Annotated in this window: 22 protein-coding genes and 1 tRNA gene; 10 read left to right on the forward strand and 13 right to left on the reverse strand. The window is 72.8% G+C overall.

The annotated features are described in order from the left end of the window. Nucleotides 1-27 precede the first annotated feature (27 nt). The 3 genes from ACZ6RC_RS00795 to ACZ6RC_RS00805 all read left to right on the forward strand — a co-directional run bounded on the left by ACZ6RC_RS00795 (nucleotide 28) and on the right by ACZ6RC_RS00805 (nucleotide 3,914). The gene (locus tag ACZ6RC_RS00795) at nucleotides 28-729 is read left to right on the forward strand and encodes a response regulator transcription factor (RefSeq protein ID WP_453614240.1); all 702 of its coding nucleotides are present in this window, start codon (nucleotides 28-30) and stop codon (nucleotides 727-729) included. Beyond that, the gene (locus tag ACZ6RC_RS00800; protein ID WP_391143057.1) at nucleotides 726-2,138 is read left to right on the forward strand and encodes a sensor histidine kinase; all 1,413 of its coding nucleotides are present in this window, start codon (nucleotides 726-728) and stop codon (nucleotides 2,136-2,138) included. The genes ACZ6RC_RS00795 and ACZ6RC_RS00800 overlap by 4 nt, the downstream gene beginning before the upstream one ends. A 270-nt stretch (nucleotides 2,139-2,408) precedes the next feature. Continuing rightward, nucleotides 2,409-3,914, forward strand: a complete 1,506-nt coding sequence (locus ACZ6RC_RS00805; protein WP_469578433.1) for a glycoside hydrolase family 18 protein — start codon at nucleotides 2,409-2,411, stop codon at nucleotides 3,912-3,914. Nucleotides 3,915-4,060: 146 nt separating this feature from the next. Here ACZ6RC_RS00805 and ACZ6RC_RS00810 read toward each other — a convergent pair whose 3' ends face one another. The 5 genes from ACZ6RC_RS00810 to ACZ6RC_RS00830 form a co-directional block, all read right to left on the reverse strand. Then, complete coding sequence (locus ACZ6RC_RS00810; RefSeq protein WP_469578435.1) at nucleotides 4,061-4,705, reverse strand: DUF4352 domain-containing protein; 645 nt, start codon at nucleotides 4,703-4,705, stop codon at nucleotides 4,061-4,063. A 296-nt stretch (nucleotides 4,706-5,001) separates the two neighbouring features. Next, nucleotides 5,002-5,074: transfer RNA gene (locus tag ACZ6RC_RS00815), tRNA-His, on the reverse strand. A gap of 105 nt (nucleotides 5,075-5,179) precedes the next feature. Then, nucleotides 5,180-5,782 carry an oligoribonuclease gene (orn, locus tag ACZ6RC_RS00820; protein WP_391143049.1) on the reverse strand — a complete coding sequence of 201 codons (603 nt, stop codon included), beginning with the start codon at nucleotides 5,780-5,782 and terminating at the stop codon, nucleotides 5,180-5,182. A 127-nt stretch (nucleotides 5,783-5,909) separates the two neighbouring features. Continuing rightward, nucleotides 5,910-7,079, reverse strand: coding sequence for a helix-turn-helix domain-containing protein (locus tag ACZ6RC_RS00825; protein ID WP_469578437.1), 1,170 nt, complete (start codon nucleotides 7,077-7,079; stop codon nucleotides 5,910-5,912). Nucleotides 7,080-7,486: 407 nt separating this feature from the next. Then, nucleotides 7,487-7,927 carry a hypothetical protein gene (locus tag ACZ6RC_RS00830; protein ID WP_469578439.1) on the reverse strand — a complete coding sequence of 147 codons (441 nt, stop codon included), beginning with the start codon at nucleotides 7,925-7,927 and terminating at the stop codon, nucleotides 7,487-7,489. 335 nt (nucleotides 7,928-8,262) lie between these two features. Between ACZ6RC_RS00830 and ACZ6RC_RS00835 the strand changes: the two genes are divergently transcribed. Together ACZ6RC_RS00835 and ACZ6RC_RS00840 are read left to right on the forward strand one after the other, a co-directional pair. Beyond that, a complete protein-coding gene (locus tag ACZ6RC_RS00835; protein WP_391143041.1) occupies nucleotides 8,263-8,784 on the forward strand; it encodes a universal stress protein in 522 nt (173 codons plus the stop codon). 162 nt (nucleotides 8,785-8,946) lie between these two features. Then, a complete protein-coding gene (locus ACZ6RC_RS00840) occupies nucleotides 8,947-9,513 on the forward strand; it encodes a GPR1/FUN34/YaaH family transporter (RefSeq protein WP_391143038.1) in 567 nt (188 codons plus the stop codon). Between the two features lie 234 nt (nucleotides 9,514-9,747). Here ACZ6RC_RS00840 and glmS read toward each other — a convergent pair whose 3' ends face one another. After that, nucleotides 9,748-11,565, reverse strand: coding sequence for a glutamine--fructose-6-phosphate transaminase (isomerizing) (gene glmS, locus ACZ6RC_RS00845; RefSeq protein ID WP_453614253.1), 1,818 nt, complete (start codon nucleotides 11,563-11,565; stop codon nucleotides 9,748-9,750). A 33-nt stretch (nucleotides 11,566-11,598) separates the two neighbouring features. Beyond that, nucleotides 11,599-11,874 carry a hypothetical protein gene (locus tag ACZ6RC_RS00850; RefSeq protein ID WP_391143034.1) on the reverse strand — a complete coding sequence of 92 codons (276 nt, stop codon included), beginning with the start codon at nucleotides 11,872-11,874 and terminating at the stop codon, nucleotides 11,599-11,601. Between the two features lie 192 nt (nucleotides 11,875-12,066). Between ACZ6RC_RS00850 and ACZ6RC_RS00855 the strand changes: the two genes are divergently transcribed. After that, a complete protein-coding gene (locus ACZ6RC_RS00855; RefSeq protein ID WP_469578441.1) occupies nucleotides 12,067-13,689 on the forward strand; it encodes a beta-N-acetylhexosaminidase in 1,623 nt (540 codons plus the stop codon). A 113-nt stretch (nucleotides 13,690-13,802) separates the two neighbouring features. Here ACZ6RC_RS00855 and ACZ6RC_RS00860 read toward each other — a convergent pair whose 3' ends face one another. Continuing rightward, the gene (locus ACZ6RC_RS00860) at nucleotides 13,803-14,642 is read right to left on the reverse strand and encodes a siderophore-interacting protein (RefSeq protein WP_469578443.1); all 840 of its coding nucleotides are present in this window, start codon (nucleotides 14,640-14,642) and stop codon (nucleotides 13,803-13,805) included. 4 nt (nucleotides 14,643-14,646) lie between these two features. After that, nucleotides 14,647-15,696, reverse strand: a complete 1,050-nt coding sequence (locus tag ACZ6RC_RS00865; protein WP_469578445.1) for an ABC transporter substrate-binding protein — start codon at nucleotides 15,694-15,696, stop codon at nucleotides 14,647-14,649. An 83-nt stretch (nucleotides 15,697-15,779) separates the two neighbouring features. Here ACZ6RC_RS00865 and ACZ6RC_RS00870 point away from each other — a divergent pair, with 83 nt between their 5' ends. Next, nucleotides 15,780-15,983, forward strand: a complete 204-nt coding sequence (locus ACZ6RC_RS00870) for a hypothetical protein (protein WP_469578447.1) — start codon at nucleotides 15,780-15,782, stop codon at nucleotides 15,981-15,983. Here the strand turns inward: ACZ6RC_RS00870 and ACZ6RC_RS00875 are convergent. The 4 genes from ACZ6RC_RS00875 to ACZ6RC_RS00890 are packed head-to-tail and all read right to left on the reverse strand — an operon-like array spanning nucleotide 15,973 to nucleotide 21,626. Continuing rightward, on the reverse strand, nucleotides 15,973-17,133 hold the full coding sequence (locus ACZ6RC_RS00875; protein WP_469578449.1) for an acyl-CoA dehydrogenase family protein: 1,161 nt from the start codon (nucleotides 17,131-17,133) through the stop codon (nucleotides 15,973-15,975). The two genes, ACZ6RC_RS00870 and ACZ6RC_RS00875, sit on opposite strands and share 11 nt — an antisense overlap. 8 nt (nucleotides 17,134-17,141) lie before the next feature. After that, a complete protein-coding gene (locus tag ACZ6RC_RS00880) occupies nucleotides 17,142-18,077 on the reverse strand; it encodes a hydroxymethylglutaryl-CoA lyase (RefSeq protein ID WP_391143019.1) in 936 nt (311 codons plus the stop codon). Further along, nucleotides 18,074-20,011: an acetyl/propionyl/methylcrotonyl-CoA carboxylase subunit alpha gene (locus ACZ6RC_RS00885; protein ID WP_469578451.1), complete on the reverse strand. Its 1,938-nt coding sequence runs from the start codon at nucleotides 20,009-20,011 to the stop codon at nucleotides 18,074-18,076. Before ACZ6RC_RS00885 ends, ACZ6RC_RS00880 begins: the two co-directional genes overlap by 4 nt. A gap of 7 nt (nucleotides 20,012-20,018) precedes the next feature. Beyond that, complete coding sequence (locus ACZ6RC_RS00890; protein ID WP_391143013.1) at nucleotides 20,019-21,626, reverse strand: carboxyl transferase domain-containing protein; 1,608 nt, start codon at nucleotides 21,624-21,626, stop codon at nucleotides 20,019-20,021. Nucleotides 21,627-21,713: 87 nt separating this feature from the next. Between ACZ6RC_RS00890 and ACZ6RC_RS00895 the strand changes: the two genes are divergently transcribed. From ACZ6RC_RS00895 to ACZ6RC_RS00905, 3 genes are all read left to right on the forward strand, one after another. Further along, complete coding sequence (locus tag ACZ6RC_RS00895) at nucleotides 21,714-22,304, forward strand: SACE_7040 family transcriptional regulator (RefSeq protein WP_391143010.1); 591 nt, start codon at nucleotides 21,714-21,716, stop codon at nucleotides 22,302-22,304. A 111-nt stretch (nucleotides 22,305-22,415) separates the two neighbouring features. After that, a complete protein-coding gene (locus ACZ6RC_RS00900) occupies nucleotides 22,416-23,612 on the forward strand; it encodes a DUF418 domain-containing protein (protein WP_469578454.1) in 1,197 nt (398 codons plus the stop codon). 57 nt (nucleotides 23,613-23,669) lie between these two features. Next, nucleotides 23,670-24,452 (forward strand): phosphatase, encoded by a 783-nt coding sequence (locus ACZ6RC_RS00905; RefSeq protein WP_453614274.1) that lies wholly within the window; start codon nucleotides 23,670-23,672, stop codon nucleotides 24,450-24,452. Nucleotides 24,453-24,501: the final 49 nt, after the last annotated feature.

Raw genomic sequence — 24,501 nt, forward strand, 5'->3', positions numbered from 1 at the left:
TCCCCCACATGGCGTACGGTGCCGCCCATGGCAAGTGTGCTCGTGGTCGAGGACGACCAGTTCGTGCGCTCCGCCCTCATCCGGCACCTGACCGACGCCTCCCACACCGTACGGAGCGTCGGCACGGCCCTGGAGGCGCTGCGCGAGGTCGCCCATCTCCGTTTCGACGTCGTCATCCTCGACCTCGGACTGCCCGATCTGGACGGGTCCGAGGCGCTGAAGATGCTGCGCGGCATCACCGACGTCCCCGTCATCATCGCGACGGCCCGGGACGACGAGGCGGAGATCGTCCGCCTCCTCAACGACGGGGCGGACGACTACCTCACCAAGCCCTTCTCCGTGGAACACCTCTCCGCCCGCATGGCCGCCGTGCTGCGCCGCTCGCGGGCCGCGGCCGGCGAGGCGCCGCCGCCCCGGGTGATCCAGGTCGGCGGCCTCTCGATCGACCCGCTGCGCCGCCAGGCGGAACTCGACGGGGCTCCGCTCGACCTGACCCGGCGCGAGTTCGACCTGCTCGCCTTCCTCGCCGGGCGGCCCGGAGTCGTCGTCGCCCGCAAGGAGCTGCTCGCCGAGGTGTGGCAGCAGTCCTACGGGGACGATCAGACCATCGACGTACATTTGTCATGGCTGCGCCGGAAGTTGGGCGAGACGGCCGCCCGTCCCCGCTATCTGCACACCCTGCGCGGGGTGGGCGTGAAGCTGGAGCCGCCCCGGGAGACCCGGCCGTGAGATGGGCCCTCGTCAAGGTGTCGCTGGCCGTCACCGCCATGGTCGTCGTCGCCTTCGCCGTACCGCTCGGCCTGGTCGTCAAGGAGATGGCCAGCGACCGCGCCTTCTCCAACGCCGAGCGGCGCGCCGCCGGCCTCGCGCCCGTCCTCGCCATCACCACCGACCGCGAGCAGCTCGACCGCGCCGTCGCCACCACCGAGGACGGAGCGGCGGGGCGCATGGCCGTGCACGTCCCGGCCGCGGACGAGCCGGGCGGCAAGGCCCTGGAGATCGGCACCCGCCGCGCCGGCGAGGACGACCTGCGGACCACCCGCGAGCTGGGCCGGGCCACCATCGCCGAGGTCGACGGCGGCTCCGTGCTGCTCCAGCCCACCGCCCTCGGCTCCGGCCAGGTCGCGGTCGTCGAACTCTTCGTCCCCGAAGGCGAGGCCAGCAACGGCGTCGCCACCGCCTGGCTCGTCCTGGCCGGGGTCGGCATCGCCCTGATCGTCGGCTCGGTCGCCGTCGCCGACCGGCTCGGCGTACGGATGGTCCGGCCCGCGCAGCGTCTCGCGGGCGCCGCCCACGACCTGGGCGAGGGCAGGCTCGGCGCACGCGTCCCCGAGGAGGGGCCGCCGGAGCTGAAGTCGGCGGCGATCGCCTTCAACTCCATGGCCGACCAGGTCGTCCGGCTCCTCGCCAACGAGCGGGAACTGGCCGCCGACCTGTCCCACCGGCTGCGCACCCCGCTGACCGTGCTGCGGCTCAACGCGGCCTCGCTGGGCTCCGGTCCGGCCGCCGACCAGACCCGGGCGGCCGTGGCGCAGCTGGAGCGCGAGGTCGACACCATCATCCGCACGGCGCGCGACGCCAAGCCGCAGACGCAGGCCACCGGGCCCGGCGCGGGCTGTGACGCGTCCGAGGTCGTCCGGGAGCGGATGGAGTTCTGGTCCGCGCTCGCCGAGGACGAGGACCGCAAGGTGCGGGTCGCGGGCATCGACCGGCCGGTACGGATTCCGGTGGCCCGGCCCGAACTGGTCGCCGCGCTCGACGCGTTGCTCGGGAACGTCTTCCGGCACACCCGCGAGGGCACGGCCTTCTCCGTCGACCTCCACAACGGCGACGACGCCGTGATCGTCCTGGTCTCCGACGCCGGGCCGGGCATCGCCGACCCGGCCGCGGCGCTGGCCCGGGGCAACAGCGGCCGGCGCGACGGCTCCACCGGCCTCGGTCTGGACATCGTGCGGCGGATGGCCGAGTCCACGGGCGGGGACGTTCGCATCGGGCACTCGGTCCTCGGCGGCACCGAGGTCCGCGTCTGGATCGGCCTCGACGGCCGCCGCTCGGGCGGTACGGGAGGCCGGCGCGGCCACCGCGTGGGGCGCCGCAAACGGCCCGCCGGCTCCCCCCGCCGGGCGCCGGGAGCCTGACCGCACGGGAGGAGCGCCCGCGCCGGGCCGGGACCTGGCCTCCGGCCGGGGGCTCCCGCCCCAGGGGCCCGGCGGTCGGGGGCCCCGGGGGCACTGGGGTCCCGGGCCCCGCCCGCCGAAGGCCCGAACCTTTCCTCCTCCCGATGGCTTCCTTAAGCGGAGCCTAAGGATCCTCAACCAGCCTCGTCCCGTACGCATTTGTCCGTTTCCCCCTCGCTAGCGTGCTGCCCGCACCCACCTCCACCCCCGGCACACAGAGGCAGGCACGCGATGGGCACCAGCACGCACCGGCGCAGGACGACCGGCAGGACCAAGGCGGTCGGCGCGGTCGTCACGGCGGCGGTGATCGGCGGCGCGGCCTTCGCGTTCACCGGCACCGCGCAGGCCGCGGCCGTCGGCGCCGCCTACACCAGGACGAGCTCCTGGAACGGCGGCTACACCGGCCAGTACGTCATCACCAACGAGACCTCCAGCGTCCGGTCGGGGGGCTGGACGCTGGAGTTCGACCTGCCCGCGGGGACCACCATCGGGTCTCTGTGGAACGGCGAACACACCGTCACGGGCCGCCACGTCACCGTGAAGCCCGCGAGCTGGAACCAGCGGCTCGCCCCCGGCCAGTCCGTCACCGTCGGCTTCGTCACCTCGGCCTCCGGCGAGGCGGGGGACCCCGCGAACTGCCTGATCGACCAGGCGACCTGCTCGGTCGGCGGCGTCACCCCGACGCCCAGCGGCCGCCCCACCGGGCAGCCCACGGCCACCGCCGCCCCGACGGCCTCCGCGACCCCGAGCACCCCGGCGACCCCGAGCGTGCCGCCCACCGCGACGGCGTCCCCGAAGCCCACGGCCACCGCCACCGCGCCGACCGGCCCCGGGGCCCCGTCCGCGGCCGCCCGGTACGCCCCGTACGTCGACACCTCCCTCTACCCCGCGTACGACCTCCTGGCGACCGCCGACGCCACCGGGGTGAAGGAGTTCAACCTCGCCTTCATCACCTCCGGCGGGTCCTGCGCGCCGCTGTGGGGCGGGGTGACCGGCCTCGCCGACGACAGGGTCGCCTCCCAGATCGGCGCCCTGCGCGCCAAGGGCGGCGACGTCCGGGTCTCCTTCGGCGGCGCCGCCGGCCACGAACTGGCCCTGAACTGCCCGACCTCCGCCGCCCTCGCCGCCGCGTACGGCAAGGTCGTCGACCAGTACGCGCTCACCAAGGTCGACTTCGACATCGAGGGCGCGGCCCTGCCGGACACCGCCGCCAACACCCGCCGCGCCCAAGCCGTCGCGCAGCTCCAGAAGTTCCACCCCGGCCTGAACGTCTCCTTCACCCTCCCCGTCATGCCCGAGGGCCTGACCCAGCCGGGCGTGGACCTGCTCGCCGACGCGAAGAGGAACGGGGTCCGCGTCGACGCCGTCAACATCATGGCGATGGACTACGGCCCGGCCTACAGCGGCGACATGGGCGACTACGCCATCCAGGCCGCGACCGCCACCCAGGCCCAGGTCAAGGGCGTTCTCGGTCTGTCGGACGCGGCCGCCTGGAAGGCCGTCGCGGTCACCCCGATGATCGGCGTCAACGACGTCACCACCGAGGTCTTCCGGGTCGATGACGCCACCCAGCTGGTCGACTTCGCCCGGTCCAAGGGCCTCGGCTGGCTGTCGATGTGGTCCTCGACCCGCGACAAGCAGTGCGCGGCCGGCGCCGTGAACCACGCCGACGCGACCTGCTCGTCGATCCTCCAGCAGCCGCTGGCCTTCACCAAGGCGTTCGCCGCCTACCGGTAACCCCCCACACGCGCGCGCCCCGGCCGGCCCCCACCCACCCCTCCGCCGCCCGGGGCGCGCGCCCTTCGTCAGCCCTGCGCCCCGGGGCCCGCGCGAGCCGCGTGCTCAGGTCCGTCGCGGAGGGGGCGCGACGGACCTTCCGCGGGTCACGACACGTTGCCGCGCACGCCCTTGCCGAACAGGCCGTCGGTGTACGTCACGTACTTCGCCGCGAACTTGCCTTCACCGGTCACGGTGCCGGTGACCTTCTCGCCGGGCTCCAGGTCCATCGTGGCGATCTGGTCCTCGTCCATGCCGAGTTCGGCCTGGTGCTTGGAGCCGTCGGCGTCGGTGATCGTGAAGTACAGCGGATTGACGTCGATCTTCTTGTCGCTGTCGTTCGTGATCGTCACCTCGACGCTGGTGTACGACCCGCCGCCGTGCAGCACGCTCGGCTTGAACGCGGTCTTCTTCGCCGTCACCGTGACCGGCGCCTTATCGGCCGGCTCCTCGGCCGCGGGTGCCTTGCTCTCCTTCGCCGCAGGCGGGGCCGCCGGCGCGCTGCTCTTCGCCGGGGCGGCGGCCTTGCTGTCGGTGGTGTCGTCGCCGCCTCCTGCGAGCGCGCCGAGTGCGATCAGGAAGACGAACACGCCGCCGATGCTGAGGCCGATGATCGCGCCGGTCGACAGGCCCTTCTTCGGCGGCGGAGGGCCGTACGGTCCGGGCTGCTGCGACTGGCCCCATGAGGGGGCCTGGCCGGGCTGGTGAGGCGGGTGCGGCTGCTGCTGTGGCCCAGGGTATTGCTGGCTCAAGGTGTCCCCTCGCTGGTGGTTCTGGTGTGGAGGAGGCGTGAACGTACCGCGCACGGCTGAGGCGTGGTGGGGGATCCGCTGGATATGAACCCGAAAGTGTCTTGCCGCCACCGGGACGCGGCCCGGCGCGGGCGGGGCGGCTGCCGGGCGCACGCCGGTAACCTCCCGCCACAAGACGCCTCCCGGGGGCTCCCGCCCGGGTGTCGTTGGGTTCCCGAGAATCCGCCCATGGCGAGACAAGGCGAGACATGACGAAGGGCTGACCTGTCTTCACAGGTCAGCCCTTCGTCCATCAGGGTGAGTAACGGGACTCGAACCCGCGACATCCTGGACCACAACCAGGTGCTCTACCAGCTGAGCTATACCCACCATGACCGGCGGTTTTCCCGAAGGTTTCCCCGACCGGCCGAGAAGAAGTCTACAGGGTCCGGGCGAGTGCTCGCGCCCGCATTGCCGGCGGGCGCGAGCGGGGGCTCATTCCGCGGGGAGGACGTGGCGTGCGGCGATCTGCTTGGCCGTGTCCGAGTCGGGGCCGGGCTGGGGGACGAAGACCGCTTCGCGGTAGTAGCGCAGCTCGGCGATGGATTCGCGGATGTCGGCGAGGGCGCGGTGGTTGCCGCTCTTCTCCGGACTGTTGAAGTACGCCCTCGGGTACCAGCGGCGGGCCAGTTCCTTGATCGAGGACACGTCGACGATCCGGTAGTGGAGGTGGCTCTCCAGGGCGGGCATGTCCCGCGAGAGGAAGCCGCGGTCGGTGGAGACCGAGTTTCCGCAGAGGGGGGCCTTGAGCGGCTCCTTGACGTGTTCGCGGACGTAGGCGAGGACCTGCGCCTCGGCGTCGGCGAGGGTGGTGCCGTCGGGGAGGGCGTCGAGGAGACCGGAGGCGGTGTGCATCCGCCGCACGATGTCGGGCATGGTCTCCAGCGCCGCCTCCGGCGGGCGGATCACGATGTCCACCCCTTCGCCGAGTACGTTCAGTTCCGAGTCGGTGACCAGCGCGGCCACCTCGATGAGTGCGTCGTCCGTCAGCGAGAGCCCGGTCATCTCGCAGTCGATCCACACCATGCGATCGTTCATGCGTCCTACCTTATGGCTTCGGCCGGTGATCGGACCCGGCTCGTGGGCTCCGGGGACGCCGACGGGCGCCCAGGGGGGTGTCCCCGGGCGCCCGTCGTCTTGCGGTGCGCGGCTTGTGGCGCGCGGTCTACGGGGCGCTCCGCTGGCCCGGCAGCGCCGCCCGGCCGGAGGCGTACGCGTCGAGGTGCGGTTTGCCCTGGTCCAGCGGGCTCCCGGGGCGCCGCATCGCGGAGGCGACCTGTGGGGGCACGACCGGGTCCATGACGGCCGTCGTCGTCTCGCCCTGCGGGCGGCGGGCCCGGTAGGCGGCGCGGTAGGCGGCCGGCGAGGAGCCGAGCTGGCGCCGGAAGTGGCCGCGCAGCGCCACCGGGGACCGGAAGCCGCACCTGCCGGCGACCTCGTCGACGGAGTAGTCGGAGGTCTCCAGGAGCCGCTGCGCCTGCAGTACCCGCTGGGTGATCAGCCACTGCAGCGGCGCGGAGCCCGTCAGCGAGCGGAACCGGCGGTCGAAGGTGCGCCGCGACATGTACGCGCGGGCGGCGAGCGTCTCCACGTCGAACTGTTCGTGGAGGTGCTCCAGCGCCCAGGCGACGACCTCCGCGAGCGGGTCGGCGCCGATCTCCTCGGGTAAAGACCTGTCGAGATAGCGCTCCTGACCGCCGCTGCGCCGCGGCGGGACGACCAGCCGGCGCGCCAGGGCGCCGGCGGCTTCCGCGCCGTGGTCGGTCCGCACGATGTGCAGACAGAGGTCGATCCCGGCGGCGGTGCCCGCCGAGGTGAGTACGTCCCCGTCGTCGACGAAGAGCTCCCGCGGGTCCACGTGGACCGAGGGGTAGCGCTTGGCGAGCGTCGGCGCGTACATCCAGTGTGTGGTCGCGGGCCGGCCGTCGAGGAGGCCGGCGGCGGCGAGGACGAACGCCCCCGTGCACAGCCCGACGATCCTGGCGCCTTCCTCGTGTGCCCGGCGCAGCGCTTCGAGCGCTTCCGGCGGTGGCGGCGAGGTGATCGACCGCCAAGCCGGTACGACGACGGTGCCGGCCCGGCTGATCGCGTCCAGGCCGTACGGCGCGGTCAGTTCGAGGCCGCCCGTGGTCCGCAGCGGGCCCTCTTCGCCGGCGCAGACGAGCAGCCGGTAGCGGGGCACCCCGGCGTCCTGCCGGTCGATCCCGAACACGGAGAGCGGGATGGAGCTCTCGAAGATGGGGCCACCGCTGAACAGCAGCACCGCGACGACTTCGCGACGGCGGCGCCCGGAAAGCTTCCGTGCGGCCTCCGGTGCGGCGGAGTCCTGGCTCATGACGCTAAGCCCCCCTCGGTGTTCGCGTCTCCCTGGTCCTGTCGCTCCTGCACGTTTCCCCTCGGTTTTGCACGAGACCCCAGTCTTCGATACCCATGATCGAATCTACTGCGTTCCGTGCCGCCGGCGTGACAAGTTCTCCATCCGGCACATTGTCGACAAGGCAACTTGGCGCGAAGCATTCGATCAGGAAGCGTTCCACTCGCGGGCCGCGCAGGGAAGTGCGCCGTCCGTGCATGGCCCGTCCCCGTAGGGTGCGAGGGCTCGTCGCGAGGCTTTCAGCCCTGGTGGAACCGGGGTTGAGGGGCCCTTCGGGCAAGGACTCGCCGACATCGGGAAGTTGGCTGAAATCATACGGGTGTGGGTGTGCGAACCTGTCAGCTCTACGGGGGGTATGTCAGGTCGGGTCAGTCCTGACGGTGGTGGCGGCCCCCGGGCGGGCACCAGGCGTGGTTCCCGGCGGCCTCGGTCCGCAGTCCGTGCTCGGAGCGGCGCAGCAGGACCCGGCAGACCGCCGTCACCGCGACGAGGCCGAGGGCGGCTCCGGCGGCCCCGCCGAGGGAGGTGCCGTAGACGACGAGGACGACCGGGACGAGCACACAGCAGAAGGCGGCCCAGCGGACGACGTCGCCCGCCGATTCCCCGGGCCCGCCGCCCGCCCCGACGCCCTCCCCGGCACCGCCCGCCCGTCCGGCCGCCCCCTCCGTACCGCTCACGCTTCCGCCGGGAGCCGTCACCGTCACCGTCGCCGTGGGGGTCGGTGCCGACGGCCGGCTCCCGGCGCGGCGGCGGCCGCGCGGCGGGACGGGGGCGGAGGTCTGGGCGGCGGCGGCCGATGGTGCGGGCACGGGCGGTCTCCCTGCGACGGTGGGCTGGACCAGTGGCAACGAGGAGTACAACGTTCCGGTCACTGCGCGGCGCGTCCGTTTGGCCCCCGTACGCCCACCGGCCCCCCGCGGGGACACCTGTAGGACACAACGGGCATTGCCAGAGAGGGGCAGGCTCGGGCATGCTCCCTGGGACGCCGTGCGTTCGCCGCACGCCGCTCGGCGGGCTCTGGGCAGGAGAGGAGTGTCGCCGTACCCTTGGGGGTATGGGCCAGGGAAGATGATTCCCGGACACAGCTCCGCCGCCAGCAGCCGTTCTGTCCCTTCCCAGAAGGATCTTCTTCGTCGAGACACCGATGGCCGGTCACGAAATCCCCGAACCCGCGGACCGCAAGCGCGTCGCCGATTCCACGGTCGACCCCCTGGCGGTGGAACAACCACGTCACTCCTGTGATCCGGCTTTCCGGCACGGAGTGGTCGTCGGTTTCGACGGCTCGACCTCCAGCGAGCGAGCCTTGGCGTACGCCATCGGCATGGCCTGCCGTTCCGGCTCCGGCCTGATCATCGTGCACGTGGCCAACCGGCTGCCGACCACGGTCTGGGCCGGTTGCGAGCCCCCGGTCTTCGTCGACGTGCCGGACCACCGCACCGAGGTGCTCGGCCTAGAGCTGGCCTGCGCGGAGTATCTCGCCGAGGTCCCCTGGATCCTCGTCGAGCGCGGCGGCGACATCTGCCACGAGCTGGAGGAGGTCGGCCGGGAGTACGCGGCCGACGCGATCGTGGTCGGCTCCACCCACGGCATCGTCGGACGGATCTTCGGCTCCGTCGCCGGCCGGCTCGCGCGGCGCGCGCAGCGGCCCGTCATCGTCATCCCGTAGCCGCCCCCGCCTCCGGCGCTTCCCCGCCCTCTTCCCAACTCCCGTGATGAGCAGAGAAATTCGGCCATCCTCAGGTGAATTGTGCGCTTGTGAAGGGTAGATAAAGGTCACCGGAACAAAGTGGCCCAAGCAGCACAACTGCGCATCTGAAGGGAGCCCGCCGTGGACAATGAAGTCGCCGCGGGAAACACCGCCTCCACACTCGGCCGACTCGCACTCGGACTCACCCTGCTGGCCTTCGGCATAGGCGGCACCGGTGTGATCGACAACGTCGCCGCGTCCGACGCCGCCGCGCTCGCCACCTGGGTCGGCGGGGTGGCACTGTTCCTCGCCGGCCTGCTCGCCCTGCGGGCGGGCGACGGCCGTGACGGCACGGCCTTCTCGGCGCTCGGCGCCTTCTGGTTCACCTGGGGCACCGCGGCGGGCGGCAGCGCCTCGGCCGAGGCGACCGGGCTGTTCCTGCTGCTGTGGGCGCTGCTCGCGCTCACGCTGACGATGGCGGCCTCGGGCACGGGTCTGCTCGGGCAGGGGGTGTACGGGCTGCTGTGCGTGGCGCTGCTGCTGCTCGGCATCGGCGCCCTGGCCGGCAACGGCGGTCTGGGGAAGGCGGGCGGCTGGGTCGCCGCGGTGGCGGGCCTCGCGGCCTGGTACGGCGCGACGGCGGCGGTCGCCCACTGGCCGACCTCCCTCGGCCGCGCCTCCCGCCGGGAGGCCCCGGCCGCGAGCTGACGCGGACGGCGTGCGCGCGGACGGTGAGCCGAAGGGGCGCGCGGCTGTCGACCGCCGCGTACGGCGCCCCGGCGGCGAACCGATCCGGGAGGCGGAACGAAGCGGTCCCCGTGCCGGGCACGGGGACCGCTTCTGTGTCCGGCCGGGCGTCCGCCCTTCCGGGGACAGGCCGGAAGGGGGCGGACGGGCTTTCCCGGCCGTGGTCGAGTCTCCGGGGGACAGGCCCGGAGGGGGCTACTCGACCGTGACGGACTTGGCCAGGTTGCGCGGCTTGTCGATGTCGCGGCCCATGGCGAGGGCGGTGTGGTACGCGAAGAGCTGGAGCGGGATGCCCATGAGGATCGGGTCCAGCTCGTCCTCGTTCTTCGGTACGACGATGGTGTGGTCGGCCTTCTCCTGCGGCTGGTGCGCGACGGCGAGGATGCGGCCGCTGCGCGCCTTGATCTCCTCCAGGGCGGCGCGGTTCTTCTCCAGCAGGTCGTCGTCGGGGACGATCGCGACCGTCGGCAGGGCCGGCTCGATGAGCGCGAGCGGGCCGTGCTTCAGCTCGGAGGCCGGGTACGCCTCGGCGTGGATGTAGGAGATCTCCTTGAGCTTCAGGGAGGCCTCGAGGGCGACGGGGTAGCCCCGGACGCGGCCGATGAACATCATCGACTGGGCGCCGGCGTACTCCTCGGCCAGCTTCTTGATCTCGTCCTCGGAGGTGAGGATCTCGCTGATCTGCTCGGGGAGCTTGCGCAGGCCCTCGATGATCCTCTTGCCGTCGGTCACCGACAGGTCGCGGATGCGGCCCAGGTGCAGGGCGAGCAGCGCGAAGGCGACGACGGTGTTGGTGAAGCACTTGGTGGAGACGACGCAGACCTCGGGGCCGGCGTGGACGTACACGCCGCCGTCCGCCTCGCGGGCGATGGCCGAGCCGACGACGTTGACGACGCCGAGGACGCGGGCGCCCTTCCGCTTGAGCTCCTGGACGGCCGCGAGGACGTCGTAGGTCTCACCGGACTGGGAGACGGCGATGTAGAGGGTGTCGGGGTCCACGACCGGGTTGCGGTAGCGGAACTCCGAGGCCGGCTCGGCGTCGGCGGGGATGCGGGCCATGGACTCGATGAGCCCGGCGCCGATGAGGCCGGCGTGGTACGAGGTGCCGCAGCCGAGGATCTTGATGCGGCGGATGGTGCGGGCCTCGCGGGCGTCGAGGTTGAGCCCGCCGAGGTGGACGGTGGAGAAGCGGTCGTCGATCCGGCCGCGCAGCACGCGGTCGACCGCGTCGGGCTGCTCGGAGATCTCCTTGTGCATGTACGTGTCGTGGCCGCCCATGTCGTAGGAGGCGGCCTCCCACTCCACGGTCTCCGGGGTGGCGGTGGTGGTCGCGCCGGAGGTGGTGTACGTGCGGAAGTCGTCGGCCTTGAGGGTGGCCATCTCGCCGTCGTCGAGGGTGACGACCTGGCGGGTGTGGGCGATGAGGGCGGCGACGTCGGAGGCGACGAACATCTCCTTCTCGCCGATGCCGAGGACGACGGGGGAGCCGTTGCGGGCCACCACGATGCGGTCGCCGAAGTCGGCGTGCATGACGGCGATGCCGTACGTGCCCTCGATGACCTTGAGGGCCTCGCGGACCTTCTCCTCCAGGGTGGTGGCCTGGGAGCGGGCGATGAGGTGGGTGATGACCTCGGTGTCGGTCTCGGAGGCGAAGACGACGCCGTCGGCGACCAGCTTGGCGCGCAGCTCGGAGGCGTTGTCGACGATGCCGTTGTGGACGACGGCGACCTTGTTCTCGGGGTCCAGGTGCGGGTGCGAGTTGATGTCGCTGGGCGCGCCGTGGGTGGCCCAGCGGGTGTGGGCGATGCCGGTGGTGCCGGTGAAGCGCTTGGGGACGCGGGCCTCCAGGTCCCGGACCCGCCCCTTGGCCTTGACCATCTTCAGGCCGCTGGCCTTCGGGCTGCTGATGACGATGCCGGCGGAGTCGTACCCCCGGTACTCCAGCCGCTGCAGTCCTTCGAGGAGCAGCGGGGCCACGTCACGCTTTCCGATGTAACCGACGATTCCGCACATAAAGGTTTCAGCCCTCCGAGTCAGTGGGTGTGCTCAGCCGTAGACGATGCGGCGCAGTTGCCGGAGCGAGAGCTCCGGGGGCGCCACGGCGCGGTGCGGCAGTTCGGCCGCGATGCGCTCGAAGATCTCCGCGTTCACCGCGCCGCCGGACTGGAGTTCGCGGTGGCGGCGGCGGACGAAGTCCTCGGTCGACTCGTCGAAGTACGCCAGCACGTCGAGGATCACCCGGGCCGCCTCGCCGCGCTGGAGCGCGGTGCTGCGCACCAGGTGGTCGATGAGGTCGTCGTGTGACGGGCGGCGATCGAGCACCCGTGAATACTGAAGGGTCCGGGCCTCGGTTTGCAAGAAACCTGCCCGGAATCGGGCAGGAGGGCTCATGATCGACGCTTTCGGCGGTGAAATTGGTCTACACCTTGACCGCGCCTGAGGTGGACGGTACGCATGGTGACCGATCGGATACGCATTCCACCGTCGTGAAGCCCGTCGAAAGGGACCCTCCCTGTGAGACAGCGCAGAACGTTCCCCCGTGTGCTCGGTGCCCTGCTGATCGCCGCCGCCGCCGGCCTCTCCTGCGTCGCGGCCGCCCCCGCCCCGGCCGGGCCCGCCGGGGCCGATCCCCGCCCGCTGGGTCAGATCGTGCCCGCCCCCGCCTCCGTCACCCCCGGCGGACACCCGTACGCCCTCACCGCCGCCACCCGCATCCGGGTCGACGGCCACGCCGGCGACTCCCGTGCCACGCGCGCGGTCGGCGACTTCCTCGCCGGAGTGCTCCGCCCCTCCACCGGCCTCCCCCTGCCCGTCGTCGACGAACACCGGGCGCGCGGCGGCATCCTGCTGCGCCTCAGCCCCGGCGACCGGGCGCTCGGCGACGAGGGCTACCGCCTGCGCTCCGGCCGCGACGGCATCACGCTCACCGCCCGACGCCCCGCCGGCCTCTTCCGCGGGGTCCAGACCCTCCGGCAGCAGCTCCCCGCCGCCGTCGAACGCAGGACCGTCCAGCCCGGCCCCTGGAAGGTCGCCGGCGGCACCATCACCGACACCCCGCGCTACGCCTACCGCGGCGCGATGCTCGACGTCTCCCGTCACTTCTTCACCGTCGACGAGGTCAAGCGCTACATCGACCAGCTCGCCCTCTACAAGGTCAACAAGCTGCACCTGCACCTCTCCGACGACCAGGGCTGGCGCATCGCCATCGACTCCTGGCCCCGGCTCGCCACGTACGGCGGCTCCACCGAGGTCGGCGGCGGCCCCGGCGGCCACTACACCAAGGACGACTACAAGGAGATCGTCCGCTACGCCGCCTCCCGCTACCAGGAGGTCGTCCCCGAGATCGACCTGCCCGGACACACCAACGCCGCCCTCGCCTCCTACGCCGAGCTGAACTGCGACGGCGTCGCCCCGCCGCTCTACACCGGCACCGAGGTCGGCTTCAGCTCGCTCTGCGTCCCGAAGCCCGTCACGTACGACTTCGTCGACGACGTCATCCGGGAGCTGGCCGCCCTGACCCCCGGGAAGTACCTCCACATCGGCGGCGACGAGGCGCACTCCACCCCGCACGAGGACTACGTCGCCTTCATGGACAAGGTCCAGCCGATCGTCGCGAAGTACGGCAAGACCGTCGTCGGCTGGCACCAACTGACCGGTGCCACCCCCGCGAAGGGCGCCCTCGCGCAGTACTGGGGCCTCGACCGGACCTCGGACGCCGAGAAGGCGCAGGTCGCCGCGGCCGCGCGGAACGGCACGGGACTGATCCTGTCGCCCGCCGACCGGGCCTACCTCGACATGAAGTACACCAAGGACACCAAGCTCGGCCTGGCCTGGGCCGGCTACGTCGAGGTGCGCCGCTCCTACGACTGGGACCCCGCCGCCTACCTCCCCGGCGCGCCGGCGACCGCGGTGCAGGGCGTCGAGGCGCCCCTGTGGACGGAGACCCTCTCCGAGAGCGCCCACATCGACCAGATGGCCTTCCCGCGCCTGCCGGGCGTGGCCGAACTGGGCTGGTCCCCGGCGGCGACGCACGACTGGGAGACCTACAAGGTGCGCCTGGCGGCCCAGGGACCGCGCTTCGAGGCCCTCGGGATCGACTACTACCGCTCGCCCCAGGTGCCCTGGGACGCGCCCTAGGGGCGGAGGCGCGAGCCCACGAAAGGAGCCGGCGCCCGGGGGGACCGTAAACCCCCGGACGCCGGCCGGTCCTTCGGGCGGAAGGGTGCCGGGCGCGCCGGCCGCAGCCCGTCCTACGCCTCGTCGGCCGGGGCCTCCCGCAGGGCGTCCTCGGACAGCCCCCGGCGCCAGTAGCCGACGAACGTCACGTGCCCGCGGTCCAGCCCCCGGTCCCGTACGAAATGCCGGCGCAACTCCTTCACCGAGCCCGACTCGCCCGCGAGCCAGACGTACGGAGCCGCCCCCGGCAGCTCGGCGCCGCGCACCGCGTCCACGGCGGACGGGGCGCCCTCCTCGCGCACCAGCCAGGTGACGGTGGCGTCGGCCTCCGTCACGAGCTCCGCACGGTCGCCGGAGTACGGCACCGAGAGGAAGACCCGCGCCCTGGTCCCGGCCGGCAGCCACTCCAGGATCGCGGAGGCGGCCGGCAGGGCCGTCTCGTCCGCCCAGATCACCACGGAGTCGGTGTCGGTGGGCGGCTGGAAGCGGACGGCGGTGTTCTCGGCGACCGCCGGACCGAGCACGACCACCCGGTCCCCGGGCTTCGCCCGCCCGGCCCAGCGGCAGGCCGGGCCGCCGTCCTCGTGCAGCGCGAAGTCGATGTCGACCTCGTCGGGGCCGGTCCGCTGCTCCCGCACGGTGTACGAGCGCATCACCGCCCGCTCGTCGTGCGGCATCGCCCGCCAGGCGCCCAGGACCGCGTAGATGTCCGGGTCGTCCAGCGGGGGCAGGACCGGCGCGTCCTGGCCGGGGTGCGGGAGGAAGAGCGAGAGCGACTGGTCGCGTCCGCCGGAGGCGAAGGCGGCCGGCTCCGGGCCGGCGAAGGTGATCCGGACCAGCGACGGGCCCAGCCGTCTCGTCCGGTCGACCCGGAGGGAGAAGAACCGGAACGGGGCGGCCGCGGCGCTCGTCATCGGGTCAGGACACCTTCTTCGCGTTCTCCAGGACCTTGGCCAGGTCCTCCAGGAGCGGGGCGCACTTGGCGTAGGAGTAGACCGGCTCGGTGACGCGCGGGACGACCTGCCCGGCCTTGACGGCGGGCAGCGCGGCCCAGGTCGGCTTGGACTTCAGGGCCTCGGGCTGGAGGGCCGAGGTCCGGTTGTCGAGCATGATGACGTCGGCCTGGTACTTCCCGACGTTCTCCCAGCTCAGACCCTCGAACCAGCCGCCCTGGTCGAGCTTGTCGGGGGTGACCAGGTTGACGCCCAGCTCCTTGAAGTAGAGCGTGTCGGTCGGCCGGACCGGGGTGGAGACGTAGAAGAGGTCCGGGGAGCCGGAGCCGATGAGGACCTTGATGTCCCTCTTGCCCTTGGCGGCCCGGCGGACCCGCTCGGCGGCGGCCTCGAAGCGGGCCTTGTCCGCGAGGATCTGCCGGGTCTTCACATCGGCGCCCAGCGAGGCGGCGAGGTCGGCGTGGCGCTGGAGGACGGCCGGCATCGACCTGTCGGCGGCCCAGAGGGCGACGCTCGGGGCGATCTTGAGGATCTTGTCCTTCTGCTCGGCCGGGACGTACCAGAGGTCGTTCTTCTCCCACATGTCCGTGATGAGGAGGTCCGGGGCGAGCTTGAGGTACTCCTCGATCCTGAACTCGCCCCAGACGTTGCCGATCACCTTCACCTTGGCGATGTCGAGGTCACCGGCCTGGACGTCCGGCTTCCGGGCCTTGGTCTTCGGGTCCTCGACGTAGGTCGGGCCGAACACGCCCTTGACCTCGATGCCGAAGTCCTTCAGGGCGGCGGCCATGCCGGTGAAGGCGACGATGTTCTTCGGCGTGGACTTCGCCTGGACGGCCGTGCCCCGGTCGTCGGTGAACTTCCAGGGGCCGGTCTTGTCCGAGGTGCCCGCGGCAGCACCGCTTCCGGCCTTCTCGCCGCCGCAGGCGGCGAGCGCGGCGCCGAGCCCGAGGGCGCCGCCCGCGGCGAGGAGGCCGCGACGGGTCGGATGGGAGGCTCGGGCGTTGCTGGGCATGGCGGAGTCGCTTTCGGTGCGTGCGGGCGGGGCCGGCCGGGGGCCGACCGGCGTCGATCGAGGGAAGGTTAGCCTAACCTTCTGTGCGCGGTGTCGGGGGGTGCAGGGATTCCGCCGCGCACGGTTTCACCCTCCACCCGACGGCCCTGGCCGCGTCGGCGCTCGGCGGCGTCCGCTCCTGGCTGCTCGACCGGATGACCCGGCCCACCACCCACCGGCGACGAGCGGCGGGCCGGGACCACCAGGTCCCGGCCCGCGACGTCGACACCCCTCGGTTCAGGCCGTGAAGCCCAGCTCCCGGGCGATCAGCATCCGCTGGACCTCGCTCGTGCCCTCGCCGATCTCCAGGATCTTGGAGTCGCGCCACATGCGGGCCACCGGGTACTCGTTCATGAAGCCGTAGCCGCCGTGGATCTGGGTCGCCTCGCGGGCGTTGTCCACCGCCACCGTCGAGGAGTACAGCTTCGCCAGCGCCGCCTCCTTCTTGAACGGCTCGCCGAGCACCAGCCGGGAGGCCGCGTCGCGCCAGCCGACCCGGGCCATGTGCGCCCGCATCTCCATGTCCGCGATCTTGAACTGGACCGCCTGGTTGTCGCCGATCGCCCGCCCGAACGCGTGGCGCTCCTTGGCGTACTTCACCGACTCGTCGACGCAGCCCTGGGCGAGGCCGGTCGCGAGGGCCGAGATCGCGATCCGGCCCTCGTCGAGGATGCGGAGGAACTGCGCGTACCCCCGGCCCTCCTCGCCGAGCAGGTTCGCGACGGGCACGCGGACGTCGTCGAAGGACAGCTCACGGGTGTCCGAGGCGTTCCAGCCGACCTTGGAGTACGGGGCGGCGACGGTGAAGCCGGGGGTGCCCGACGGCACGATGATCGAGGAGATCAGCGGCCGGCCGTCCGCCTTGCGGCCGGTCACGGCGGTGACGGTGACCAGGCCCGTGATGTCCGTACCGGAGTTGGTGATGAAGCACTTCGAGCCGTTGATCACCCACTCGTCGCCGTCACGGACGGCCGTCGTGCGGGTGCCGCCGGCGTCCGAGCCCGCGCCGGGCTCGGTCAGCCCGAAGGCGCCCAGGATCTCGCCCGAGCACATGCGGGGCAGCCACTCCCGCTTCTGCTCCTCGGTGCCGAAGCGGTAGACGGGCATCGCGCCCAGCGAGACGCCCGCCTCCAGGGTGATGGCGACGGAGGAGTCGACCCGGGCCAGCTCCTCGAGGGCGATGCCGAGGGCGAGGTAGTCGCCGCCCATGCCGCCGTACTCCTCGGGGAAGGGCAGGCCGAACAGGCCCATGCGGCCCATCTCGCGGACGATCTCGTACGGGAACTCGTGCCGCTCGTAGTAGTCCCCGATCTTGGGGGCGATGACGTCGTGGGCGAACTCCTCGACGGTGCGGCGGAGTTCCTCGTGCTCTTCGGAGAGCCGGTGGTCGAGGGACATGGGTTTCGTCACTCCTTGTGGGAGAGGGCGCGGACGGTACGGGAAGGGCTCGGTCGGCCCAGTTGTTCGGCCATCCACACGCTCGTGGCGGTGAGGGCGGCGAGGTCGACCCCGGTCTCGATGCCGAGGCCGTCGAGCATCCACACGAGGTCCTCGGTGGCGAGGTTGCCGGTGGCGCTCTTGGCGTACGGGCAGCCGCCGAGGCCGCCGGCGGAGGCGTCGACGGTGGTGACACCGTGGCGGAGCGCGGCGAGCGTGTTGGACAGCGCCTGGCCGTAGGTGTCGTGGAAGTGCACGGCGATCCGGGAGGTGGGGACGCCGGCTTCGTTCAGCGCCGTCAGCAGCGCCTGGACGTGCCCCGGGGTGGCGACGCCGATGGTGTCGCCGAGGCTCAGCTCGTCGCAGCCCATCTCGGCCAGCGCCTTGGTGACCCGGACGACCTGCTCGACCGGGACCGGGCCCTCCCACGGGTCGCCGAAGCACATGGAGAGATAGCCGCGCACCTTCAGGCCCTGCTCTATGGCCCGCGTGACGGTCGGCGCGAACATGGCCAGCGCCTCGTCGACGGTCCGGTTGAGGTTGGCCTTGGCGAAGGACTCGGTGGCGGAGGCGAAGACCGCGATCTCCCGCGCGCCGAGGGCGAGGGCGCGGTCGAGACCGCGCTCGTTGGGGACGAGCACGGGCAGGCGCGCCGGCAGGCCCCGCAGCAGCGGGAACAGCTCCTCGGCGTCGGCCAGCTGGGGCACCCACCGGGGGTGGACGAAGCTGGTGGCCTCGACCGTGGAGAGCCCGGCCCCGGCGAGACGGCGCACGAACTCGGCCTTGACGGCGGTCGGGACGACGGTCTTCTCGTTCTGCAGCCCGTCGCGGGCCCCGACCTCGTGGATGCGGACGCGGGCGGGGAGCCCGGCGGCGGGCACCGTCATGGGCAGGCCCGTGGTCATGATTCCTCCCTCGGGGTCACCACGGCGAGGATCTGGTCCATGGCGACGGTGGTGCCGGGTGTGACGTCCAGTTCGGTGACGGTGCCGGCGTGCGGGGCGGAGATGACGTGCTCCATCTTCATCGCCTCGACGACGAGGAGGCTCTGCCCGGCCTCGACCTCCTCCCCGACGGTCACCTTCACGACGGTCACGGTTCCCGGCATGGGGGCGGCGAGGGTGTCGGCGCCTCCGTGGCGGGCTCCGGAGAGCGCGGCGGCGACGGGATCGTGATCGAGGACGTGCCAGGAGTCCCCGTCGCGGCCCAGCCAGACCCCCTCCGGGGAGGAGGCGAGGCGGAAGTGGTGGGTGAGGCCGTCGAGGTGGACGGTGACCGAGTCGGCGGTGACCTTGGCCCCTGCGGGCGCCTGCGCCGTGACGGGTTCGAGGCCCGACACGCGGAACGGGAAGTCCAGGGGGGCCGGCCGGCCGCCGATGCGCCAGCCGTTCGGCACGGAGAACGGGTCGGTCCAGCCGGCCGCGGGGGCGGGGGTGAGCGCGGTGAGCCGTACGGCGGCGGCCGCGGCGTAGACCTCGTCGGGTACGCCCTTGTCGACCAGGCTCTCCGCGTCCCGCTCGACGAGCCCGGTGTCCAGGTCGCCGCTCACCACCGAGGGGTGGGCCAGCAGCCGGCGCAGGAAGCCCGCGTTGGTGGGGACGCCGAGGGTGACGGTGTCGGCGAGGGCCGCGCGCAGGCGGCGCAGGGCGGTGGCGCGGTCGGGGGCGTGGACGATGACCTTGGAGAGCATCGGGTCGTAGAGGCTGCCGACCTCCGTGCCCTCGCTGAGCCCGGAGTCGGTGCGGACCCCTCCGCCCTGCGGCTCGTGCAGGGAGAGAACCGTTCCGCCGGACGGGAGGAAGCCGCGGGACGGGTCCTCCGCGCAGATCCGGGCCTCGATCGCCCAGCCGTCGAGGCGGACGTCCTCCTGGCCGAAGCCCAGCTTCTCGCCGGCCGCGACCCGCAGCTGCCACTCCACCAGGTCGATCCCGGTGATCAGCTCGGTCACCGGGTGCTCGACCTGGAGCCGGGTGTTCATCTCCATGAAGTAATACGAGGAGGGGTCCACGCCCGGGACGATGAACTCGACCGTGCCCGCGCCGACGTAGCCGCAGGACCGGGCCGCCTCGACCGCCGCCGCGCCCATCTCCGCGCGGATCTCCGGGGTCAGCAGGACGCTCGGCGCCTCTTCGATGATCTTCTGGTGGCGGCGCTGGAGGGAGCACTCGCGCTCCCCGAGGTGGACGACGTTGCCGTGCGCGTCGGCCAGGACCTGGATCTCGATGTGCCGCGGGCGGTCGATCCACCGCTCCACCAGCAGGGTGTCGTCGCCGAAGGAGGACCGGGCCTCGCGCCGGGCGGCGGCGATCTCGTCGGTGAGCACCGACAGGTCCCGCACCAGGCGCATGCCCTTGCCGCCGCCGCCCGCCGAGGGCTTCAGCAGGACCGGGGCGCCCAGTTCGCGGGCGGCGGCCTCCAGTTCGGGGTCGGCGGCGCCCGGTACGACGGGGACGCCGGCCGCCTTCACGGTCTCCTTGGCCCGGATCTTGTCGCCCATGAGCGAGATCGCCGTGGCCGGCGGGCCGATGAAGACGAGTCCGGCCTCCGCGCAGGCCTGCGCGAACCCGGCGTTCTCGGCGAGGAATCCGTACCCCGGGTGGACCGCCTGCGCGCCGGTGCGGCGGGCGGCCTCGATCAGCCGCTCGGCGGAGAGGTAGGACTCGGCGGCGGGGGCGGGGCCGAGCCGAACCGCCGTGTCGGCCTCCCGTACGTGCCGGGCGTCGGCGTCCGCGTCGCTGTAGACGGCGACCGAGCGGACCCCCATCGCCCGCAGGGTACGGATGACGCGGACGGCGATCTCGCCGCGGTTGGCGACGAGGACTGTGTCGAACATGGTCATCTGTCACTCACATCCGGAAGACGCCGAAGGCGGGTTCGGTCAGGGGGGCGTTGGCGCAGGCGGTGAGCGCGAGGCCGACGGCCTGCCGGGTCTCCATCGGGTCGATGACCCCGTCGTCCCAGAGCCGGGCGGTGGCGTAGTAGGCGTTGCCCTGCGTCTCGTACTGCTCGCGGATCGGCGCCTTGAAGGCGTCCTCCTCCTCGGCGCTCCATCCGTCGCCGAGCTGGTCCCGCTTGACCGTCGCGAGGACGGACGCGGCCTGCTCGCCGCCCATGACCGAGATCTTGGCGTTGGGCCACATCCAGAGGAAGCGGGGGGAGTAGGCCCGTCCGCACATGGAGTAGTTGCCCGCGCCGTACGAGCCGCCGACGACGACGGTCAGCTTCGGCACCCGGGTGCACGCGACGGCCGTGACCATCTTGGCGCCGTGCTTGGCGATGCCGCCCGCTTCGTAGTCCCGGCCGACCATGAAGCCGGAGATGTTCTGCAGGAAGAGCAGCGGGATGCCGCGCTGGTCGCACAGCTCGATGAAGTGGGCGCCCTTCTGGGCGGATTCGGAGAACAGGATGCCGTTGTTGGCGACGATGCCCACCGGGTGGCCGTGGATCCGGGCGAAGCCGGTGACGAGCGTCTGGCCGTACTCCGACTTGAACTCCTGGAAGCGCGAGCCGTCGACGATCCGGGCGATGATCTCGCGGGCGTCGTAGGGCGTACGGGAGTCCACCGGCACCGCGCCGTACAGCCCGGCCGGGTCGACCTTCGGCTCGACGACCGGCTCGACCGACCAGGGCAGCGGGCCGCGCTCGGGGAGCGTCGCCACGATGTTGCGGACGATCCGCAGGGCGTGGGCGTCGTCCTCGGCGAGGTGGTCGGTGACCCCGGACGTACGGGAGTGGACCTCGCCGCCGCCCAGCTCCTCGGCCGTGACGACCTCGCCGGTCGCGGCCTTCACCAGCGGCGGCCCGCCGAGGAAGATCGTGCCCTGGTTGCGGACGATCACGGCCTCGTCGCTCATCGCGGGGACGTACGCGCCGCCGGCCGTGCAGGAGCCGAGGACCGCCGCGATCTGCGGGATGCCGGCGCCGGACATCCGGGCCTGGTTGTAGAAGATCCGGCCGAAGTGCTCCCGGTCGGGGAAGACCTCGTCCTGGAGCGGCAGGAAGGCGCCGCCCGAGTCCACGAGGTAGAGGCAGGGGAGACGATTCTCCAGCGCCACCTCCTGGGCCCGCAGGTGCTTCTTCACCGTCATCGGGTAGTACGTGCCGCCCTTGACGGTGGCGTCGTTGGCGACGATCACGACCTCGCGGCCGGAGACCCGGCCGATGCCGGCGATGACTCCGGCGGCCGGTGCCTGGTCGCCGTACATGCCGGTCGCGGCCAGCGGGGCCAGCTCCAGGAAGGGCGAGCCCGGGTCCAGAAGCGTGTCCACCCGGTCCCGCGGCAGCAGCTTGCCGCGCGCGGTGTGCCGGGCTCGGGCCTTCTCGCCGCCGCCGAGCGCGGCCGCCGCGAGCTTGGCGCGCAGGGTCGCGGCCAGCTCGTGGTGGGCTGCCTCGTTGGCCTGCCAGGCCGGCGAGGCGGGGTCCGCCGCGCTCGTCAGCACAGGTGCCTGCTGCATCGACTGAGCTCCCTTGCTCGGTTAATGAGCGTTAACGTATGTCCTTCAGGTTAACGACCGCTAACCGCGTTGTCTAGAATCGGTCCCATGACCACGACCGCCAGGACCGACGCCCCGACGCGACGCGAGCAGATCCTCAAGGAGGCCGCCCGCCTCTTCGCCGAGCGCGGCTTCCACGGCGTGGGCGTGGACGAGATAGGAGCGGCCGTCGGCATCAGCGGCCCCGGGCTCTACCGCCACTTCCCCGGCAAGGACGCCATGCTGGCCGAGCTGCTCGTCGGCATCAGCGAGCGGCTCCTCGACGGCGGCCGGCTCCGGGTCGGCGAGGCGGCCGGCGACCCGCGGGCGCTCCTCGGCTCGCTCATCGACGGACACATCGACTTCGCCCTCGACGACCGGCCCCTGATCACCCTCCACGACCGCGAGCTCGACCGGCTCAAGGACGAGGACCGCAAGCGGGTGCGCCAGCTCCAGCGGCAGTACGTGGAGCTGTGGGTGGCGGTCGTACGGGAGCTGTACCCGACCGCCACCGAGAGCGAGGCGCGCGCGGCCGTGCACGCGGTCTTCGGCCTCCTGAACTCCACGCCCTACCTCGCCGCACTGGGGCGCACGGCGATGGAGGAGCTGCTGCGGCGCCTGGCCCACGGCGCCTTCGGCGCCCTGGCCGCCGCCCGCTAGCCGCGTCGGCGCCCCGCGGTCCGTCGGACCCGCGGGCCGTCCGGCAGACTTCCCGGAGACGACGGGCCCTCGGGCGCCGTCCGGCAGACGACCGAGCACGGGGGCACGGCCATGGCACAGGACGCGACGGAGGCCGGCGTCCGCCCGGCGGACAGCGGGCGGCGCATCCAGGAGGTGGACGCCCTGCGCGGCTTCGCGCTCGGCGGGATCCTCCTGGTCAACGCCCTCGTCATGGCGGGCGTCCCCGCCCTCCCCGACGACACGCCCGGCCTCGTGGCCAAAGGCTTGGTCACCGCGTTCGTGGAGACCAAGTTCTATCTGCTCTTCTCGTTCCTCTTCGGCTACAGCTTCGTCCTCCAGCAGGAGTCGGCCGAGCGCGCCGGCGCGCGCTTCGTCCCGCGCATGCTGCGCCGCCTCCTCGGCCTCTTCGTCCTCGGCCTGCTGCACATCGCGCTGCTCTACACCGGCGACATCCTGACCATGTACGCCCTCCTCGGCCTGATCCTCCTCGCGGCCCGGGGCGCGTCCCCCGGCCGGCTGTGGACGGCCGCCCGCTGGGTCCAGACGGTGACCTCCGCGCTGCTGCTCGCCTTCGCCGCCCTGGTGACGCTCGTCCCGGACGGCGGCACCGACACCGACCAGGCCGAGGAGACCGCCCGGCTGACGGCCGGCTACCGCGGCGGCCCGGCCGACATCATCGCCACCCACCTCGCCGCCTGGCCCGACGTCGTCGGCGCCCTCCTCTTCGCCGGCGGCCTGGTCACCGCCGCCTTCCTGGCGGGCGCGGCGGCCGGCAAGCGGCGGCTGCTGGCCGGTGACGCCCTCGGCACGGACCGGCTGCGGCGGATCCGTACGTACGGACTGCTCTGCGGCCTGCCCGGCTCCCTCCTCATGGCGGCGGGCGCCACCGGCGTCCTCCCGGCCCGCTGGGGGACCCTCGCCTTCGTCGCCGGCATGGTCACCGCCCCGGCGCTCACCGCCGCGTACGGCAGCGCCCTGCTGCTGTGGATGCGGACGCCGCGCGGCGCCGCCACCCGCCGGCTGCTGGCCCCCGCCGGCCGGATGGCGCTCACCGGCTACCTGACACAGTCCCTGGTGATGGCGCTCGTCTTCACCGGCTACGGACTCGCGCTGTACGGCCGCGTCGACGCCGTCGCCGTCCTCGCCGGAGCCCTGGCGCTCTACGCGGGACAGCTGCTCCTCAGCGGGTGGCTGATGCGCCGCTTCCGGCTCGGCCCGGTGGAGTGGCTGCTGCGCGCGGTGACCCTCGCCGGACGCCCCCACGGCGGCGATCGGACCCGGCGCTGAGGTCCACGGGACGAAACGGGGCGGCCACGGGCCGTGGCGGACGGCAGAATGGGCACCATGCCGATACTCAGCCGCCCCGCCCTCGTCGAGCACCTCGTCCGGACCCGGATCGCGGGGGACGTCGCCACCCCGCGTGACAACAACCTCTCCCACTACCGCAAGCTCGCCAACGGCGACCGCCACTACTGGCTGGGCCTGGAGCTGGGCGACCGGTGGACGGACGAGCAGGACGTGCTCGCCGTGATGGCCGAGCGGTGCGGCGTGAACGACGACCCCGCGCACCGGAGCGGGCAGGACACCATCGACCCCGAGCTGACCGTCGACGGACTCGACCGGATGGCCGCCCGGCTGCGCAAGGCCGCCGCCGGCAAGCAGCGGGTGCTGTTCGCGACCGGCCACCCCGGCGCGCTGATCGACGCCCACAGCCGGGTCGCCGCCGCGCTGCGGGCGGCGGGCTGCGACATCGTGCGGATCCCCGGCGGGCTCACCGCCGACGAGGGGTACGTCGTGCAGTTCGCCGACGTCGCCGTCTTCGAGCGGGGCGCGACCCTCTGGCACACCCACTCGCCCGAGCCGATGAACGCGATCCTCGACGGCCTGGAGCGCGAGGGCGAGCCGCGGCCCGACCTCGTGGTCGCCGACCACGGCTGGGCCGGCCGCGCCGGCCAGCGGGGCATCGACTCCGTCGGCTACGCGGACTGCAACGACCCCGCCCTCTTCATCGGCGAGGCCGAGGGCACGATGCAGGTCACCATCCCGCTCGACGACCACGTCATCGACCCCCGCTCCTACGAGCCCCTGACGGCCTACCTCCTGGACGCGGCGGGCCTGACGGTCTGAGGGGCCCGCCCGCGGACGGGCCCGCGTCCCGGCCGCGGCGGACCCGCCC

It is taken from the genome of Streptomyces sp. NPDC048353 (assembly GCF_055587165.1).

Coding starts and splice junctions, on each gene's coding strand:
- ACZ6RC_RS00905 (WP_453614274.1), top strand. CDS start 23,670: ATGCCGATACTCAGCCGCCCCGCCCTCGTCGAGCACCTCGTCCGGACC.
- ACZ6RC_RS00890 (WP_391143013.1), bottom strand. CDS start 21,626: ATGCAGCAGGCACCTGTGCTGACGAGCGCGGCGGACCCCGCCTCGCCG.
- ACZ6RC_RS00825 (WP_469578437.1), bottom strand. CDS start 7,079: ATGAGCCAGGACTCCGCCGCACCGGAGGCCGCACGGAAGCTTTCCGGG.
- ACZ6RC_RS00885 (WP_469578451.1), bottom strand. CDS start 20,011: ATGACCATGTTCGACACAGTCCTCGTCGCCAACCGCGGCGAGATCGCC.
- ACZ6RC_RS00895 (WP_391143010.1), top strand. CDS start 21,714: ATGACCACGACCGCCAGGACCGACGCCCCGACGCGACGCGAGCAGATC.
- ACZ6RC_RS00900 (WP_469578454.1), top strand. CDS start 22,416: ATGGCACAGGACGCGACGGAGGCCGGCGTCCGCCCGGCGGACAGCGGG.
- ACZ6RC_RS00835 (WP_391143041.1), top strand. CDS start 8,263: ATGGCCGGTCACGAAATCCCCGAACCCGCGGACCGCAAGCGCGTCGCC.
- ACZ6RC_RS00805 (WP_469578433.1), top strand. CDS start 2,409: ATGGGCACCAGCACGCACCGGCGCAGGACGACCGGCAGGACCAAGGCG.
- ACZ6RC_RS00875 (WP_469578449.1), bottom strand. CDS start 17,133: ATGTCCCTCGACCACCGGCTCTCCGAAGAGCACGAGGAACTCCGCCGC.
- ACZ6RC_RS00880 (WP_391143019.1), bottom strand. CDS start 18,077: ATGACCACGGGCCTGCCCATGACGGTGCCCGCCGCCGGGCTCCCCGCC.
- orn (WP_391143049.1), bottom strand. CDS start 5,782: ATGAACGATCGCATGGTGTGGATCGACTGCGAGATGACCGGGCTCTCG.
- glmS (WP_453614253.1), bottom strand. CDS start 11,565: ATGTGCGGAATCGTCGGTTACATCGGAAAGCGTGACGTGGCCCCGCTG.
- ACZ6RC_RS00795 (WP_453614240.1), top strand. CDS start 28: ATGGCAAGTGTGCTCGTGGTCGAGGACGACCAGTTCGTGCGCTCCGCC.
- ACZ6RC_RS00865 (WP_469578445.1), bottom strand. CDS start 15,696: ATGCCCAGCAACGCCCGAGCCTCCCATCCGACCCGTCGCGGCCTCCTC.
- ACZ6RC_RS00860 (WP_469578443.1), bottom strand. CDS start 14,642: ATGACGAGCGCCGCGGCCGCCCCGTTCCGGTTCTTCTCCCTCCGGGTC.